The sequence below is a fragment of the Quyinboa sediminis genome, assembly GCF_042219855.1.
In the GTDB taxonomy this organism is placed as follows: domain Bacteria; phylum Bacteroidota; class Bacteroidia; order Bacteroidales; family UBA5342; genus JBHJHP01.
In genome coordinates this window covers 66,720-85,095 of record NZ_JBHJHP010000007.1, presented here as the reverse complement: position 1 = coordinate 85,095, position 18,376 = coordinate 66,720, and the positions used below count along the sequence as shown (strand labels likewise).

Annotated in this window: 8 protein-coding genes; 7 read left to right on the top strand and 1 reads right to left on the bottom strand. The window is 43.4% G+C overall.

Annotation, left to right across the window (positions count from 1 at the left end; translation table 11 throughout):
* Positions 1-831 (bottom strand): beta-keto acid cleavage family enzyme, encoded by an 831-nt coding sequence (locus ACE1EF_RS15975; protein WP_375721691.1) that lies wholly within the window; start codon positions 829-831, stop codon positions 1-3.
* A 393-nt stretch (positions 832-1,224) separates the two neighbouring features.
* Here ACE1EF_RS15975 and ACE1EF_RS15970 point away from each other — a divergent pair, with 393 nt between their 5' ends.
* From ACE1EF_RS15970 to ACE1EF_RS15940, 7 genes are all read left to right on the top strand, one after another.
* Positions 1,225-3,999 carry a glycoside hydrolase family 78 protein gene (locus ACE1EF_RS15970; RefSeq protein ID WP_375721690.1) on the top strand — a complete coding sequence of 925 codons (2,775 nt, stop codon included), beginning with the start codon at positions 1,225-1,227 and terminating at the stop codon, positions 3,997-3,999.
* 2 nt (positions 4,000-4,001) lie between these two features.
* Entirely contained in the window at positions 4,002-5,132 is a 1,131-nt protein-coding gene (locus tag ACE1EF_RS15965) for a hypothetical protein (RefSeq protein ID WP_375721689.1), read from the top strand.
* Positions 5,133-5,141: 9 nt separating this feature from the next.
* Positions 5,142-7,550 (top strand): beta-galactosidase GalB, encoded by a 2,409-nt coding sequence (gene galB, locus ACE1EF_RS15960; protein ID WP_375721688.1) that lies wholly within the window; start codon positions 5,142-5,144, stop codon positions 7,548-7,550.
* Between the two features lie 9 nt (positions 7,551-7,559).
* Complete coding sequence (locus ACE1EF_RS15955; RefSeq protein ID WP_375721687.1) at positions 7,560-10,871, top strand: glycoside hydrolase family 2 TIM barrel-domain containing protein; 3,312 nt, start codon at positions 7,560-7,562, stop codon at positions 10,869-10,871.
* A gap of 12 nt (positions 10,872-10,883) precedes the next feature.
* Entirely contained in the window at positions 10,884-14,393 is a 3,510-nt protein-coding gene (locus ACE1EF_RS15950; RefSeq protein ID WP_375721686.1) for a glycosyl hydrolase, read from the top strand.
* A 127-nt stretch (positions 14,394-14,520) separates the two neighbouring features.
* Positions 14,521-15,951: a sialate O-acetylesterase gene (locus tag ACE1EF_RS15945; protein WP_375721685.1), complete on the top strand. Its 1,431-nt coding sequence runs from the start codon at positions 14,521-14,523 to the stop codon at positions 15,949-15,951.
* Between the two features lie 89 nt (positions 15,952-16,040).
* Complete coding sequence (locus tag ACE1EF_RS15940) at positions 16,041-18,359, top strand: DUF5703 domain-containing protein (protein ID WP_375721684.1); 2,319 nt, start codon at positions 16,041-16,043, stop codon at positions 18,357-18,359.
* Positions 18,360-18,376: the final 17 nt, after the last annotated feature.

Sequence of the window (18,376 nt, the reverse complement as noted above, 5' to 3'; positions counted from 1 at the left end):
TTACGACAGGCCTAACATCCGGCGTGCTTCAGCTGGTGTGGCAATATCATACCCAAGACGCGTGATTGTCTCAACCAGTTTTTCAACCAGTACAACATTACTTTTCGCAATTTTACCCGGTGCATAATATGCTGTGTCTTCAAACCCGATCCGTAAAACCTGAGCTCCCATAGCCAGTGCTGCCCCAGCCAGCGAGAAATCGGGCATGCCATCGTAAGTCAATCCCCAGTGAGAATTGCTTGTGTTCAACAGTGAACTCATATAGCCTATGTTTCTTGCATTGGCCGATAAAGCACCTTTTGTATTCATGCAGAAATTAAAGTGAAGTGGGGCTTTGAGAACGCCTTCCTCAAGCATGATATAGCAATTCTCAATCATACCCAGATCAAAGCATTCCAGTTCGGGCAGTACATTTGTTTCCTCCATTCGTTTAGCCCAGTAACGGATATCCGGGAATGTATTAATATAAACTCCTTCACCAAAATTTACGGAACCCATATTCAGAGAAGCAACCTCAACCCTTGGGTCATTAAGGCATACACAGCGTTCATCCAGTGTAAAATCAGCCAGTCCACCTGTAGATCCCTGTATGACAATATCGGTTTTAGCTGTAAAAATATCCAGCGTCTTACTAAAGGTATCAAGTTCAAAAGTCTGCTCACCCGTATTATCTCTAACATGTAAATGAACCATACTTGCACCGGCTTTCGCGCAATCAATCACTTCATTGCCAACTTCCAGTGCAGTAGTCGGATTTTTGCACACCGTTGGAATAGGTTTGCCCACATGATTTACTGGCGCTACTGTAATGATGATTTTTCGGCTTTTCATATATATTGGATTCTGTATTTTTAAGTTGTTGATGAGTTTTATATTCTCAATTCCGGGGTAAGAATTTTAATCATTACAAATCTATGAGATTTATCTTACAATTACAATGAAACGTTTTCATAATTATATATTATTTTGTATTATTAAAGCCTAGTATTGAGGCAATATACGTTGTGAAAACGTTATCATTAATTAGCTAAAAATTAAAAGTTTACGACACCTTAAATTTTAGGGAATCACCGTAAATTTTAATATATTTATCCTTGTCTGTCGATTTTCTGACGTTTTGGAGTTAAAACCTCAATGTCTTTAAGATCTGAAAGCACTGAAAGCCTCAAAATTTTGATGTATTTATTTTTTGAATTGAATCAGGAAATAAGGAAGAAAACCTCGATGAAACAGATCATTATTATCATACTGTCTTTGGCTTTTTTGGGGGCATGTAATGGACATGAACCAAAGATCCGGATTGTAAAAACAGAGTGCAATCATTTTGATAAACCTCTTGGAGTCGATAATCAACATCCTGAATTCAGCTGGATGGTAGAGTCAGATACAATTAACAATCGACAGGCTTCCTATCAGATACTGGTTGCGGATGTTGTTGGTCTGATAAAAAAGGATAGTGGGAACATCTGGAACTCAGGGAAAGTAAACTCCACTGAGTCTGAAAACATCATATATTCAGGGAAAGAACTTTTATCGGGGAGGAAATATTACTGGAAGGTGAAAGTATGGGATATCTACGGCAATGAATCGGACTGGAGTGAGATGGGTTCATGGCAAATGGGATTGTTGAAAGCGCAGGACTGGAGTGGTGCAGAATGGATAGGATATGAAGAGTTGCCCGAATCAGACAGGGTAGTTGAAGGGATTACCGGCTACGGCGATATCTCGCTGCAAAAGGTTGAAAAGCGATCTGTTGTTCCAATGTTCAGGAACGGTTTTAAGCTGAAAGATGAGGTCGGATCAGCAACGTTGTACATTAGTGGTTTAGGACAATATGAAGCAACCATAAATGGTGAAAAAGTTGGCGACGCTTTTCTCACACCGGGCTGGACACATTACGATAAAACCGTTTTATATAACACTTATGATGTGACAGAAATGTTACGCAGAGGAGATAATGCTATTGGAGTAATTGTTGGCAACGGGTTTTATTATAATAACAGGGAACGGTATCGCAAGCTAATTATCGCCTATGGATTCCCTGAATTACTTTGCAAACTGCAGGTGCAGTACAAAAACGGTGAAAGTGAAACGATTGTATCTGATTCTGGCTGGAAAATGCATCAGTCACCCATAACTTACTCCGGAATTTATGGTGGGGAAGACTATGATGCACGGAGAGAAGAAAAGGGTTGGAACAAAGCCGGTTTTAATGCTGATTCATGGCTGAAAGCAAAACAGGTTTCCGGGCCCTCCGGAACTTTAAGATCAGATCAGAATTATCCGGTAAAAGTCATGCAGACCTTTGATCCGGTTTCTGTGACTCCGATTAATGATTCCGTAGTTGTATATGATTTCGGACAGAATGCATCAGGTATTGTTTCGCTTAAGATCAGGGGTAAGGCCGGGCAAGAAGTACAGTTGTGGCCGGGAGAGTTGTTGAAGGATGATGGCACCGTAAACCAAAGGGGCTCAGGTTCGCCCTATTATTACACTTACATCTGTAGCGGTGAAGACAAAGAAAAATGGCAACCCCGGTTCAGTTATTACGGATTCAGATATGTTCAGGTCAATGGTGCTCAGCCGGATGCTGCGGAAAGGGGAACAGATCTTCCTGAAATTATTGAATTAAAGGCTTTGCATACCCGAAGCGCAACACCTCAGGTTGGTACGTTTGAATGTTCCAGTGAGCGGTTTAACAGGATTTTCGATCTGATACGGTGGAGCATAAGAAGTAATATTCAGAGCGTAATGACCGACTGTCCTACACGCGAAAAGCTGGGATGGCTGGAGCAAACGCATCTGATGGGGGAAAGTGTACATTTTAATTATGACATGTACCACCTATATTTAAAGTTGACAAATGATATGATGGATGCTCAGACCAAACAGGGCCTGGTGCCATCCATTGTCCCTGAATACATTAATTTTGAGTACTATGATTCTGCTTTCAGGGATTCACCGGAATGGGGCAGTGCATCCATAACCATGCCCTGGATGGTATATAAATGGTATGGTGATCCATCAGTCATACAAAAAGCATGGCCAATGATGAAAGCATATATGGATTATCTGGCCGGAAAGTCTGAAGATTATATTTTATCACATGGTCTGGGTGACTGGTATGATATTGGGCCTAATACTCCGGGTTATGCACAACTTACTCCTGTGCCATTGGTCGCAACAGCAACCTATTATTACGATGCCGTCCTTATGTCTGAAATTGCCGCTGAATTACAGAAAGGTGCCGAAGAACAATCGTTTAAGAAACTGGCTAAAGATATAAATGCAGCATTCAACAACCGGTTTTACAATGCTAAGTCTAAATTATACGCAACCGCAAGTCAGACAGCACTGGCCATGCCCTTAAGTCTTGGACTGGTTCCTGAAGGAGATGAACAGGCGGTGTTCGAAAATTTACTTTTAACGATTCATAAAGATAATAACAGCCTGACAGCCGGCGATATCGGATTTCATTACCTGGTGGATGCCTTAACCCGATACGGGGCATCTGATCTGCTGTTTGCGATGAATAATCGGGATGATGTTCCGGGTTATGCCTATCAGCTGAAAAAAGGAGCAACGGCTTTAACTGAATCATGGCAGGCCCTTGATTCAAAATCCAACAACCATTTAATGCTTGGCCATCTCATGGAGTGGTTCTTTCAGGGATTAGGAGGAATTGGCCAGGAAAGTTCATCGGTTGGGTATAAGGCGATTGTGATAAAACCCGATGTAATTGACAGTATATCGTATGTTAAAACAAGTTATGAATCCCCATACGGAACCATAAAAAGTGAATGGCAACAGGATAAAGGCAGTTTTGAATTAACCATAGAAATTCCGTTTAATACTACAGCAACAGTTGTATTACCATTTAACGGAGAGGTTTTGTCCGAACCTGAAAACTGCCGTGTGGTTAATACGAATAATTTGTTTAAAGATAAGCCTGTATACAAAACCGGATCAGGCAGATATACATTTAAAATAAGAAAATAAGTATGAAGAGAATAGCAGTTTTGTATGTATTTGTAATAATTGCTTTTGCAGCTTGTAAGGTACCTGAAAAAAAAGCGGATTTACCCAGGATTGTGACTCCTGCCAAAATGCAGAAAATATATGAAATCGTTAAAACTCCCTATAAATATGGTTTGATCCTGGTACCGGACAGCAATAAATATAAAATGGACTGCCCTACCATTTTCAGACATGATGGAAAATGGGTGATGACGTATATTGTGTTTGACGGCCGTGGTTATGAAACGCATCTGGCAACCGGTGACGACCTCATTCACTGGGATCGTAAAGGAAAAATTCTTGAGTTCTCAGATTCAACAGACTGGGATTACAACCAGAAAGCAGGCTATCCGTCGCTGATTGATTATGAGTGGGGTGGCGATTATGCCATTCAAAAATATGACGGAAAATACTGGATGAGCTACTTTGGTGGTGACTCAGAAGGTTATGAAAGCGGCTTGCTCTCCATCAGCATGGCGTATACTGAAAAGGACCCTGCAATTCCGCATATCTGGCAGACCCTGGGGAAACCGGTCCTTATGCCAAACGATAAAGATGCGCGATGGTACGATAACAGTACCATGTACAAAAGTTTTGTGATTGAAGATAAGCAAAAGCTGACCGGCCATCAGTTTCTCATGTATTATAATGCAAGAGGTGACAGTGTTAATCCGGGCCGTGGAGCAGAACGCATCAGCATGGCTGTATCCGATGATATGATTAACTGGAAACGGTTTGGTACACAACCCATGATGAACCATCATAAAGGCATCACCGGCGATGCCGTATTTCAGAAAATCGATGATATTTATGTAATGTTTTATTTCAGAGCTTACTGGCCTGAAGGGCAAACAGTGGTATACAATAGCTTTGCCTGCTCATACGACCTGGTAAACTGGACAGACTGGAACGGACCACACCTGATTGAGCCCTCTGAAAATTATGATAATCTCTTTGCCCATAAAGCGTATGTAATAAAGCACGATGGCATTGTTTATCACTTTTATAATGCGGTGGATAAACTTGGCAACCGCGGCATAGCACTTGCTACTTCAAAAGATATTGGTAAAAGTAATCTTCAGTTTAAGTCGAAGGAAGAATCAAAAATAAAATAACCGTTTTATATGCAGACAGCCTTGAAATATATTGTCGTCGTTCTTTCGGTAGTTTTGTGTATTTCCTGCAAAACAATCAACATCCCTGAACGAATGCCCTTTAATAAGGACTGGAGATTCTTTTCGGGGGATGATACACTGGCTGCTTATCCGGGATTTGATGACAGTAATTGGCGAATATTAAACCTTCCTCACGACTGGAGCATTGAAGGAAATTTCAGTATCGATAATCCTGCCGGACCTGAAGGGGGGGCATTGCCGACAGGCATCGCTTGGTATCGAAAAACGTTTGTTTTGGATGAACCTGGTTCTGATCGCTATTATATAGACTTCGATGGTGTAATGAGCAACAGCGAGGTCTGGATCAATGGACATTACCTTGGCAAGAGACCCTATGGATACAGCTCATTCCGGTACGAACTCACACCATATCTGCATCGGAACGATTCAGTGAATGTGATAGCTGTTAAAGTGGACAACTCTGATCAGCCGGCTTCTCGCTGGTACACCGGTTCGGGGATCTACCGGAATGTGTGGCTGGTTCCTGAGAATAATATGCATATTGCGCACTGGGGAACATTTGTAAGCACCCCGACCGTGACTGCAAATCATGCCAAGGTTCGGTATCAAATTGACCTGATAAATCTGACGGGTTCAAAGCATAAAGTGAAAATCAAATCGGTGATTTATAATGCCGATGGATTAAAAGTGGCAGAGCAAAAGTCTGGGAGTTCAATTGAGGAAGAGAAACAAATATTTCAGGAATTTAATATTGATGATCCCGATTTGTGGTCCCCCGAAAATCCCGTCTTGTATCGTGTGGTTACTGAAATTTATAAGGGAAATAAATTGTATGATAGGGTTGAAACGCCATTTGGTATCCGTAATTTTAAATTTACACCGCTTGAAGGTTTTTTTCTAAACGGAAAAGTTTTGAAGATTCACGGGGTGAACCAGCATCATGATCTGGGTGCTTTGGGTGCTGCATTTAATGAAAGAGCTGCCGAACGACAACTGGAAATTCTGAAAGCCATGGGATGCAATGCTATCCGTATGGCACATAATCCACCGGCGCCTGAATTGCTGGATTTGTGCGATCAGATGGGATTTCTGGTCATAGATGAAGCCTTTGATGAATGGAAACGCACCAAGGTAAAAAGAGGGTATCATCTGTATTGGGATGAGTGGCATAAACGCGACCTTCAGGATATGGTACTGCGGGACAGAAACCATCCGTCCATTATTGCATGGAGCATTGGTAATGAAATACCGGAACAGTTTGATTCCGGCGGGATCACGATAGCCAGGGAACTGGTGGAAATTGTTAAGGAGCTGGATACTACACGTTATGTTACCAGCGCATTGACGGAGACTGATCCCGAGAAGAACAACATTTATAAATCCGGAGCACTGGACTTGCTTTCGTTTAACTATAAACATAAGGAATACCTGAAGTTTCCGGATCGTTATCCCGGTGAATGCCTGCTGCCATCAGAAAATAACTCGGCGCTGGCAACCCGGGGTCATTATGACCTGCCTTCTGACAGCGTACGCATCTGGCCACCGGCTTACAATAAACCTTTCGACGGAAATGCTGATTTTACGGCATCTTCGTATGATAATGCCATTGCCTACTGGGGATCAACGCATGAAGCTACCTGGGCTGTGGTGAAAAATAATACGTTTATTCCCGGCATGTTTGTCTGGTCAGGGTTTGATTACCTGGGTGAACCAATTCCTTATCCATATCCGGCCAGAAGTTCGTATCTTGGAATCATCGATTTATGTGGTTTCCCCAAAGATCCCTACTACATGTACCAAAGCGAATGGTCGGATGAAACCATGTTACATCTGTTTCCCCACTGGAACTGGAAATCCGGACAATTGGTGGATGTATGGGTTTATTACAATAATGCCGATGAAGTAGAACTGTTTTTGAACGGCGAATCACAGGGTGTTAAACATAAGTCTGATGACCAGTTTCACGTGATGTGGCGCATTCCTTTTGAATCCGGTACTATAAAAGCTGTATCACGTAAAAACGGGGAAGTGGTTTTGGAAAAGGAAATAAGTACAGCTGGGGAACCATATAAAATTGAACTATCAGCAGATCGCAGTAAAATTTATGCTGACGGAAAGGATCTTTCTTTTGTCACCGTCAGAGTATTGGATCGGGATGGAAACCTTGTGCCACATGCCAATAATTTGATTAACTTCGAAGTTGCCGGAACCGGATTTATCGCAGGTGTGGACAATGGTTACCAGGCCAGCCTTGAACCATTCAGGGCAGACCATCGCAAAGCCTATAATGGCATGTGTCTGCTCATCGTTCAGGCGATAAAAACAGCAGGAGAAATCAATGTTACTGCCACATCGGATCAACTTGAAGCGGATTCGCTGGTGATCACAACCGAATAAGAAGATGCTATGAAAAAAACAAAACGAGATACATTATATGGAATTCTGACTGGTGTCATTTTAAGCCTTTTCCCCATTTGGGGTGTAACAGGCCAGACCATTGCCGGTGATCCTGCCGGTATACCGCCGGTTCCGCATGTTTATAATACTGTGCCCTGGGAAAACCCACAGGTTTGCGAAATAAACAGAGACCGTTCAAGGGCATCGGCTTATTCATATCCGACTGTTCAGGCTGCGATAGCAGATGACCGCGAATCATCCGGACGTTTTAAATCTCTGAACGGTACATGGGACTTTTATTTTGCGATCAAACCAGCCGATGCACCAAAAGATTTCTATAAAAGCCGGGTACATGGATGGGATAAGATAGAGGTGCCCTCCAATTGGGAGCTGAAAGGCTATGATGTACCCATTTATAAAAGTTCCATCTATCCGTTCCGTCCCATAAATCCACCTTACGTGCCGCGCGATTACAATGGTGTTGGATCGTATCAGCGTACCTTCACCGTGCCGGATGCATGGAAGGACATGAACATTACGCTTCATTTTGGAGGTGTGAAATCGGCTTTTACAGTTTGGGTCAACGGAGAATTCCTGGGATATGGCGAGGATGGCTGTCTGCCTTCGGAATTTAATGTGACAGCCTATCTCAAAGATGGGGAAAATACTGTTTCCGTGCAGGCCATCCGGTGGAGCGATGCCTCTTATCTGGAGGATCAGGATCACTGGCGTTTAAGTGGTATACAAAGGGAAGTATTCCTCATGGCTGAACCAAAACTACGCATAGCCGACCTGCACTACCAGGCCAAACTGGACAAGGATTATAATGAGGCAGTTTTGAGTATTCGTCCCAGACTGGATAATCTGACTGGTGATACAGTGAAGGGATATACCGTGGAAGCACAGTTATTTGATGCGGCTCAAAACCCGGTTTTTGAGGAACCCCTCAGTAAAAGTGCAGCGGATATTATCAACGAATCTTATCCACGGCTTGATAATGTAAAGTTTGGTGTGTTTGAAACAACCGTAAAAAATCCGTTGAAATGGAGCGCCGAAGAGCCCAACCTGTATACTCTGGTTTTAACGCTTAAAGATAGTCATGGGAACGTGGCAGAGGCTAAAAGTTGCAAGGTTGGATTCCGCGATATCCGGTTTGCAAAGGATAACAGTAAACTGCTCATCAATGGGAAGGTGACTTACCTGTATGGGGTTAACCGGCACGACCATGATCCCGTTAAAGGGAAAGCACTCTCACGCGAAGACATCAGAAGAGACATCGTGCAGATTAAACAGTTTAACTTCAATTGCATTCGTACCTCACATTATCCCAACGATCCTTATTTATATGATCTTTGCGATGAATACGGCATTTATGTGATTGATGAAGCCAACCACGAAACGCATGGTATAGGTGGCAAGCTCGCTAACGATCCGGAGTGGACCAATGCCATGATGCAAAGGGTTCAGCGCATGGTTGAACGCGATAAAAACCACCCGTCCGTTATTTTCTGGAGTCTTGGAAATGAGGCAGGACGTGGTCCGAATACAGCTGCTATGGCAGGTTGGGTGCACGATTTTGATATAACGCGCCCTGTGCATTATGAACCGGCTATGGGGGATCAGCACGCTGAAGGTTATATTCCCTTTGGTGATCCGGGTTATCCCAAAGATCATTCTCACCGCATTCAGACACCTCTGGATGAACCCTATGTGGATATCATCAGCAGGATGTATCCTGCATTGTATACAGGCCCGCTTCTTGTTTACCAGGATAACGGTGACAAGCGGCCAATCTTTTGGTGTGAATATTCGCATTCCATGGGTAATTCTACCGGTAACCTGGCAGAATTCTGGGATCAGATTCGCACCCTGCCGCGTATGATTGGAGGTTGTATCTGGGATTTCAAAGACCAGGGCTTACTGAAGAAAGATTCAAACGGGAATGAATTTTTTGCATACGGTGGTGATTTTGGTGCCAGGTTGAACGACAATAATTTTTGTATCAATGGAATTGTAGCTTCAGACGGACGACCAAAACCAGCCATTTTTGAATGCAAACATGTGTTTCAGCCGGTGGAATGTAAGATGCTGGATGCTGAGAAAGGTTTGGTTCAAATTAAAAACCGGCAAAGTGTAAAAACGCTTGCAGATTATACAATTACGGTTGATTTCAGGGAAGACGGACGTGTGATCAAAACAATTGAATTAAATAATGTTTCATTGGCAGCCGGCAGAGATACAGTCATTGATATTTCAAAAGACTATCCGAAGTTTAAGAAAGGGATGGAATACCTGGCCGATATCCACTTTACACTTTCAGAAGCAACGCCCTGGGTTGATGCCGGTTTCGAAGTGGCATCCAATCAGTTTGAACTGACAGGTCTGCCAAAACCGGCAACAAATACAGGATCAGACAAAGAACTGAAAATTAAGGAAGCCGTAGATGGCTATGAAGTTTCCGGAAATGGTTTCGGTATGCTCTTTGACCATGAAACGGGTGCTTTAAGTTCGTATAAACTAAAGAATGAAGAACAAATATATCAACCATTACTGCCGCATTTTACGCGCCCATTGACAGATAATGATGAGCGCGGCTGGAAACCACAGCAGCAGCTTAAAGTCTGGTATGTCAACAAACCTGTGCTTGAAAATATGTCTGTGGATGCCCTGGACAAAACCAATATTAAGATTACCAGTGTGTATTCTTTCATTAAAAACAAGGCAGATATTGAAGTTATATACAGTATTAATGGTGATGGTGTGGTGAAAGTTGATTTCACTCTGAATGCGGACACGGCTCTGCCAAATATCCCTAAGGTGGGAATGCAGTGCGGGATCAATCTTACTTACGATGATATTGAATGGTATGGCCGCGGGCCTCAGGAAAACTACATCGATCGCAGACAGGGTGCTCCTGTTGCTGTGTATGACATGCCGATAGAAGAATTTATGGAACCCTATGTGATGCCGCAGGAGAATGGAAATCGTACGGATGTAAGATGGATGTATCTGAATGACGGTAAAAATGACGGGCTTCTGGTCGTGGCAGACAGCCTGTTAAGCATGAGCGCATGGCCTTATACAGAGGAAAACATTAATGAAGCAAAGCATACCAACGAACTGGAAGATGCCGGTTTCATCACACTGAATATCGATCTCATTCAGATGGGCGTTGGAGGTAACGACAGCTGGTCGCCGGTAGCAGCACCAATTAAAAAATACCAGGTTTCTGCTAAAATATGGAAATACAGCTATTATTTATTCCCGGTAATAAATTTAAGAAGTGATCCCGATAAAACGGCCCGAAATATCAGATTTTAAGCAGTCAATTCCATGAAGATCAGATACACGCACATATCATTCACGTTTTCAGTTATCATTTTAGTGACTTTAATGTTGTGTGTTGGATGTGAGAATCAGGGATCAAAAAAATCAGAGCGCATATTGAATGAAGCGGATGAGGCAAATGCTAAGCCATGGATCTTCTGGTACTGGATGCACGGTGCCGTTTCGCGAGAAGCCATCACAGCCGACCTTGAAGCCATGCATCAGGTTGGTATAGCTGGAGCCATGCTGATGCCAATTAAGGAGGTGCTGGATTCATCATTTTATTATCCGTCTTATGAAACCATGACACCGGAATGGTGGGATCTGGTTCAGTATGCCATGGAAGAAGCCAAACGGCTTGGCCTGCAAATCGGCATGAACGCCTGCGATGGGTTTACCTGTGCCGGTGGTCCATGGATTACACCGGAAATGTCTATGCAAAAAGTGGTGTGGGCCGATACTCTGGTTACCGGCGGACAGACGTTTAAAGGGAACCTGCCACAACCGGAAATCGTCAAAGGGTATTACGACGATATTGCCACATTTGCTTATCCGGCTTATTCGGGAACGGGTATCAGCTCTTATGATCTGAATCCCAAAGTGACCACGAGTTTAAAGGATGAAAACCTGCAATACCTGGCGCAAAAACATAATACAAGACAATTTTCAACACGCCAGCCATGCTGGATTCAGTATGCCTTTAAACAGCCGTTTACCTGTCGCTCTGTGATGCTTAAAACAGGTTGGAATAATTACCAGGCTAACCGTTTAATTATTGAAATCAGTGATGATGGTGTGCATTTTACTAAACATACACGCCTTGTTCCCCCACGCTCCGGCTGGCTTGATCTGGATGCCGATAACACGCAGTCCATTCCACCGGTAACAGCAAAGTATTTTCGTTTTGTGTTTGATCCTGAGGGTTCTGAACCGGGAGCAGAAGATATTGACGATGCCAAATGGAGTCCGCGCTTAAGAACCTACGGCATTGAACTTTCCGGTGATCCGAAGATCAGTCAGTTCGAAGGCAAGTCCGGTATGATCTGGCGGATTGCAAAAGAAACAACAGATAAAGAGATTTCGTCAGATATGTGCGTTCCGGAGGATCAACTCATTAATATATCAGAGCAGGTAGGTGATAAAGGTGAATTGGAGTGGGATATTCCGGAAGGGAAATGGATTATTCTTAGAATAGGACACACCTCAACAGGACATGAAAATTATGTTGGTGGAGGAGGTAAAGGTCTGGAATGTGATAAGTTTGATCCGGAAGTGATTCGTTTTCAGTTCGATCAGTGGTTCGGCGAAGCCTTTCGGCAGGTCGGACCTGGTTTGGCAGGTGATGTATTAAAGCGGTTTCATATCGACAGCTGGGAGTGCGGAAGTCAGAACTGGTCGCATGTCTTCCCCGAAGAATTTAAGAAACGCAGAGGCTATGACCTGATGCCATATCTGCCGGTCATGGCTGGTGTTCCGCTGAAAGACACCGAGTTTTCGGAAAAGGTTTTAAAAGATATACGGACTACCGTATCCGATTTGTTCACCGACGTATTTTACAGGACACTGGCTGAGGAAGCCCATAAAAAAAAGACCTTGTTCAGTGCTGAGTGTATCGCCCCGGTTGGCGTCTCTGATGGCATGTTGCACTATAAAGAGGTGGATTTGCCCATGGGTGAATTCTGGTACAACAGTCCGTCGCACGATAAGCCAAACGATATGCTCGATGCGATTTCTGCAGCGCACATTTATGGTAAAAGAATTATACAGGCCGAAGCCCTGACCGAAATCCGTCTGGACTGGGATGAGTATCCCGGCATATTAAAACCGGTGGTGGATCGAAATTTTGCTTTGGGTGCCAATCGAATGGTTCCACATGTGTTTGTGTTGAATCCTTGGATGGACCGTAAACCTGGAATGACGCTTGGCATGAATGGAAACTTTTTCCAGCGGGATCAGACCTGGTGGAAACCCGGGAAGGCTTTCTTTGAATACCTTACCAATTGTCAACGGATATTGCAAAAAGGTGATCCGGTGGTGGATATTGCAGTATTCACCGGTGAAGAGATACCGAGAAGGGCCATTTTACCCGACAGACTGGTGGATGTACTGCCCGGAATCTTTGGGAGGGATAAGATTGAACTGGAAAGAAAAAGACTTGAAAATGCAGGTATCCCGACAAGAGATATTCCGAAAGGCGTAAGAACGCAGTCGAACATGGCGGACCCGGATAACTGGATTGATCTGTTAAACGGCTATGCATACGATTCGTTCAACAAAGATGCCCTGTTAAGATTAACAACTGTTGAAGATGGCAGAATCGTATTGCCGGGTGGCGCATCCTATGGCGTGCTGGTCATTCCCGGAAACCGGAAAATGGCGCCGGATGGAGGAAAAGAAATGAGTCTTGAAGTGGCAGAAAAACTGTTGAGCCTTGTAAAGGATGGCGCCACAGTTCTTATGATGGATAAGCCGGATAAAACGCCCGGATGGCAGTCCGGATCAAATGCAGATCAGCAATTGAAGAAAACTATAGCTGAGTTCTTTAACGGAGATAAGGTTAGCATTGAGGACGGGAAAGGGCATAAGCAAATGATGTGGAATATTGGAAAAGGGAAGGTTATTCAGGGACCGTGGATCCTTGATTCTTTTGACCCGATACACATACAACAGGATGTCCAGGGTTTCGATGGCGAAGGTGAAAAAACCGATATCGCCTGGAATCATCGGACTGAAAAAGGGAAAGAAATTTATTTTATTTCCAACCAACAGAATGAGGCAAGAAATATTACCCTGTCGTTTCGTGTAGACGCCAAGGAACCTGTGTTGTACGATCCGGTAAGAAATACGCAATACAGATTACCTGCCTGGCAGCAGCATAATGCCAGAACAGAATTGAAATACCGCTTTGAACCTTACCAGTCTGTTTTTGTGATTTTTGAGGATAATGATCCCAAATCCTTAAAGTCTGCAGGTAAAAACTGGTTAGAAACGAAACCGGTTCAAAGGATAACTGGTCCTTGGAATGTGAAGTTTGATCCCGAATTCGGTGGGCCGGAAGAAGCGGTAAGGTTTAATAAACTGACTGACTGGAGCAAAAATGCAGATACGAAAATTAAATATTATTCCGGTACAGCTGTGTATAGCACGTCATTTAAATTTTCTGATGAATTAAAAGAGAATCAACCGCTATGGCTTGATTTGGGTGAAATTGCAAATATTGCAGAGGTGACACTGAATGGTAAGTCATGTGGCATCGTCTGGACAGCACCCTACCGACTCAGAATTGACGGAGCCTTAAAGACCGGGAATAATGAATTACAGATAGCTGTCACCAATACCTGGGCAAACCGGTTAATTGGTGATCATCAGTTGCAGGAGGACCAAAGGATCACATGGACAACAGCGCCATACAGATTGGAGGGTAAGCCGCTGGGAAAGGCAGGATTACTGGGACCGGTTAGTATAAATTATGTCCCGATAGCTATCGGGATACGAATTAATGATCCTTCGCATTAAGCTACGGATCACAAAGGAATTAGGAATTGCAGTGGTTGCTAAGTGAAACGCAGTTTTGTACCGAAGCAACCGTAATTTTGGAAACTGGATAAAAGGAATTAAAAATTTTAGAAATAAATTATTAATCATGTTAAGATTGAAGATATTAAGATTAGTTGTTTTGATGCTGGCTGTTTTTATGGGATCAGCACGTTCTGAAATCAAACTTCCGGCACTGTTTACAGATCATGTGGTTCTGCAGCAGCAAAGTGATGTGGCGGTCTGGGGTTGGACTGATGCGAAAGAAAACGTTGTTGTTAAACCATCGTGGAGTGATGAAGTTTATTCCACAAAGGCAGATAAAAGCGGGAAATGGAAACTGAACATTAAAACACCTGTTGCCGGTGGACCATTCGAATTGTCAGTCAGTGATGGCACTGAGGTTGTATTGCATGATATCATGATCGGAGAGGTTTGGTTGTGCTCAGGCCAATCAAACATGGAGATGCCCATGAAAGGCTTTCCGGGTCAACCTGTTGAAGGATCAAACATGGACATCCTGAAATCGAAAAACAACAATATCCGTCTGATTACAGTACCCCGTGGAAAAACGCCTGTCATTAAGGATGATTTTAATGGGAAATGGGTAACGGCATCACCGGAGAGCGTAGCAGAATTCAGTGCAACAGGGTATTATTTTGGTCGTCTGCTGAATGAGATGCTGGATGTTCCGGTTGGATTAATTGATGTGACATATGGTGGATCATGCATACAGGCCTGGATGAGTGAAGAAACCAGTGTGCCATTTAATGGTACGCCCTTACCTGAAATGGATGACATTCCCAAAGTCCCAAATCGTACGCCAACAGTTCTGTTTAACAGCATGTTGAATCCGGTCATCGGGTTTGGAATGAAGGGCTGTATCTGGTACCAGGGAGAAACCAACTACGAAAGTCCGGATCAGTATGAAAAGCTGTTCCCTGAAATGGTGACAGAATGGCGTAAGTTATGGAATATCGGCGAATTTCCGTTTTACTACATGCAAATAGCACCCTTTGACTATTCCATGTTTCAGCATGATACCATCAATCCGAAATTTAACTCAGCTTACCTGCGCGATGCACAGCGCAAATCCATGAATACTATCTCTAACAGTGGTATGGCCGTGATTATGGATATTGGAGAAAAGACCTGTATTCATCCCAAAAAGAAAAAAGTTGGAGGTGAACGTCTGGCCTTATGGGCTTTGGGTGATGCCTATGGGATAAAAGGGTTCGGTTTTAAGAGCCCATCATTTAATGCCATAGAGATCAAAGGTAGCACAGTGGTGGTTTCTTTTAATGATGTGGGAGAAGGCTTAACCACGTTTGGACAGGATCTTACCGGTTTTGAGATTGCCGGCGAGAATAAGCTATTCTTTCCCGCACAGGTCTATTTAAGAAGAAAATCGGTGGTTGTATCATCACCTCATGTGGAAAAACCGGTTGCTGTGCGCTATGCATTCGATGATTTTGTAATAGGAACCTTATTCGGTACAAACGGATTACCGGTGTCCTCGTTCCGAAGTGATGAATGGTAGTTGGAGATATAAGACGTAAGATATAAGACGTAAGACATAAGATTTAAGATAAAAGATATAAGACACAAGATACAAGACTAAAGATTTAAATGAATAAGATTCCATCTAAAATATTGCTCTTTTTATGTTTTGTTTTGGTTGAACCGAACGCAAAACCGCAGCCGGCTGCATTGGATGCTTATAATGTGGTTTGGACAACGCAAAGCAAAAATGCTTCTGAAACCATGCCATGTGGAGGTGGGGATATCGGTTTGAATGTCTGGGTTGAAAACGGAGACATTCTTTTTTACATGGCTAAAAGCGGCACGTTTGATGAGAATAACTCCATGTTGAAATTAGGCCGCGTGCGTGTGCAGCTGAATCCAAATCCGTTTGAGGGAAAAGCATTCAGGCAGGAGTTGAAATTGAGTGATGGTTCGGTTCACATTTTCGGATCCGATGGCGATTTAAATGCTGATGTAAAAATATGGGTGGATGTGTATAGTCCGGTCATTCATGTGGCTGTGTCTTCCAGTCAGAAAACAACGCTAAAAACGACTTACGAAAGCTGGCGGTATCAGGACAGGTTACTGCGAAAATGGGAAAACTTTCAGAATTCGTATAAGTGGATCAACCTGGAGGGCCTGAAAACTTATGCTGATTCTATCCAGTTCGATAATAATGCAGTCAGATTTTATCATCAGAATCGTCAGGAAACTGTATTTGATGTCACCGTTGAAAGGGAACAGATGGAACAAGTCAAAGATCAACTTATCAATCCTTTGGCAGGTCTGACCTTTGGCGGTATGATGTTTGGCGACAACCTTGAGCCGGCCGGCACAACCACCGGTAATTACCTGAGTACAGATTTTAAGGGCTGGCATCTGAAAAGCAAAAAGCCTTCAAAAACGCATGAAGTTGCGATAGTACTGAATACGGCTAATGGTAAAACTTCATGGCAGGAGGGCATAGAGAACTATGTTGAGGGATATCATAAACATAAAAATTCATCGTTGAATCTGACACTTAAGTGGTGGCAGGATTACTGGTCCCGGAGTTTTGTATTTATTAATCCTGAACAGAAAGCAGAAACTTCAGAAGTGTGGCAGGTTGGCCGAAACTATACGCTGTTTCGTTACATGCTGGGCTGTAATGCTTTTGGTGATTATCCCACTAAATTTAACGGTGGTTTGTTTACAGTTGACCCGGTTTTTACAGATTCAACCCGTGCGTTTACACCTGATTTCAGAAACTGGAGTGGCGGAACCTTTACGGCTCAGAACCAACGGCTGGTTTATTTCCCGATGCTTAAGAGCGGTGATTTTGAGCTCATGAAACCACAGTTTGATTTCTATCTGCGGATTTTACATAATGCAGAATTACGCAGTAAGGTTTATTGGGGACACGATGGCGCCTGTTTTACCGAGCAGATAGAAAACTACGGCTTACCGAATCCAGTGGAATATGGCTGGGACCGGCCTGATGATTATGATCCCGGGAGACAGTACAACGCCTGGTTGGAGTACCAGTATGATACATCGCTGGAGTTTTGTTTTATGATTCTGGAAATGGCTAAATACAATGGATCAGACATTTCGGAATACTTACCATTGATTGAAAGTTGCCTCACCTTTTTTGATGAACATTATCAGTACCTGGCAGCTCAGCGCGGAGTGAAAAAACTGGATGAAAACGGTCACCTGGTCCTTTATCCCGGATCAGCCTGTGAAACATATAAAATGGCGTATAATGCCACATCAACCATAGCAGCCTTAAAAACAGTTCTCGAGGAAGTGATCGGTTTGCCGGAAAAATACAATGAAAAAATTAACAAGATTCACTGGCAGGAGATGCTGGACCGGATTCCACCAATTTCGTTTACTGAATACAATAGACACAAAACAATTGCACCGGCAAAGCTGTGGGAGCGGGTCAATAATACAGAAGTACCGCAGCTGTATCCTGTTTTTCCATGGGGCATGTATGGCATCGGGCATCCGGATCTGGATGTGGCATTAAACACATGGAAGTATGATCCTGATGCCATAAAATTCAGAAGTCATATGGGATGGAAACAGGATGTAATTTGGGCTGCGCGCCTGGGATTAACCGAAGAGGCTGCTGCCTTGTGCCTGAAAAAAATGAAGGATTCCGGCAGGCGCTTTCCGGCGTTCTGGGGACCGGGTTTTGACTGGGTTCCGGATCATAACTGGGGCGGTTCAGGAATGATTGGCGTACAGGAGATGCTGCTGCAAACCGTTGGCGATAAGATCTATCTTTTTCCGGCATGGCCAAAAGAATGGAATGTACATTTCAAACTGCATGCACCGGGGAACACAACCGTAGAGGCTGAACTGAAAGACGGAGAAATTAAAATTTTAAATGTATTTCCTGAGAACAGGAAAAAGGATATTATAAATTGCTATTAACCTGGTTACAATTACAG

Excerpts from the sequence above, each read along its gene's own strand:
- ACE1EF_RS15965 (WP_375721689.1), top strand. The coding sequence starts at position 4,002 with ATGAAGAGAATAGCAGTTTTGTATGTATTTGTAATAATTGCTTTTGCA.
- ACE1EF_RS15950 (WP_375721686.1), top strand. The coding sequence starts at position 10,884 with ATGAAGATCAGATACACGCACATATCATTCACGTTTTCAGTTATCATT.
- ACE1EF_RS15945 (WP_375721685.1), top strand. The coding sequence starts at position 14,521 with ATGTTAAGATTGAAGATATTAAGATTAGTTGTTTTGATGCTGGCTGTT.
- galB (WP_375721688.1), top strand. The coding sequence starts at position 5,142 with ATGCAGACAGCCTTGAAATATATTGTCGTCGTTCTTTCGGTAGTTTTG.
- ACE1EF_RS15955 (WP_375721687.1), top strand. The coding sequence starts at position 7,560 with ATGAAAAAAACAAAACGAGATACATTATATGGAATTCTGACTGGTGTC.
- ACE1EF_RS15940 (WP_375721684.1), top strand. The coding sequence starts at position 16,041 with ATGAATAAGATTCCATCTAAAATATTGCTCTTTTTATGTTTTGTTTTG.
- ACE1EF_RS15975 (WP_375721691.1), bottom strand. The coding sequence starts at position 831 with ATGAAAAGCCGAAAAATCATCATTACAGTAGCGCCAGTAAATCATGTG.
- ACE1EF_RS15970 (WP_375721690.1), top strand. The coding sequence starts at position 1,225 with ATGAAACAGATCATTATTATCATACTGTCTTTGGCTTTTTTGGGGGCA.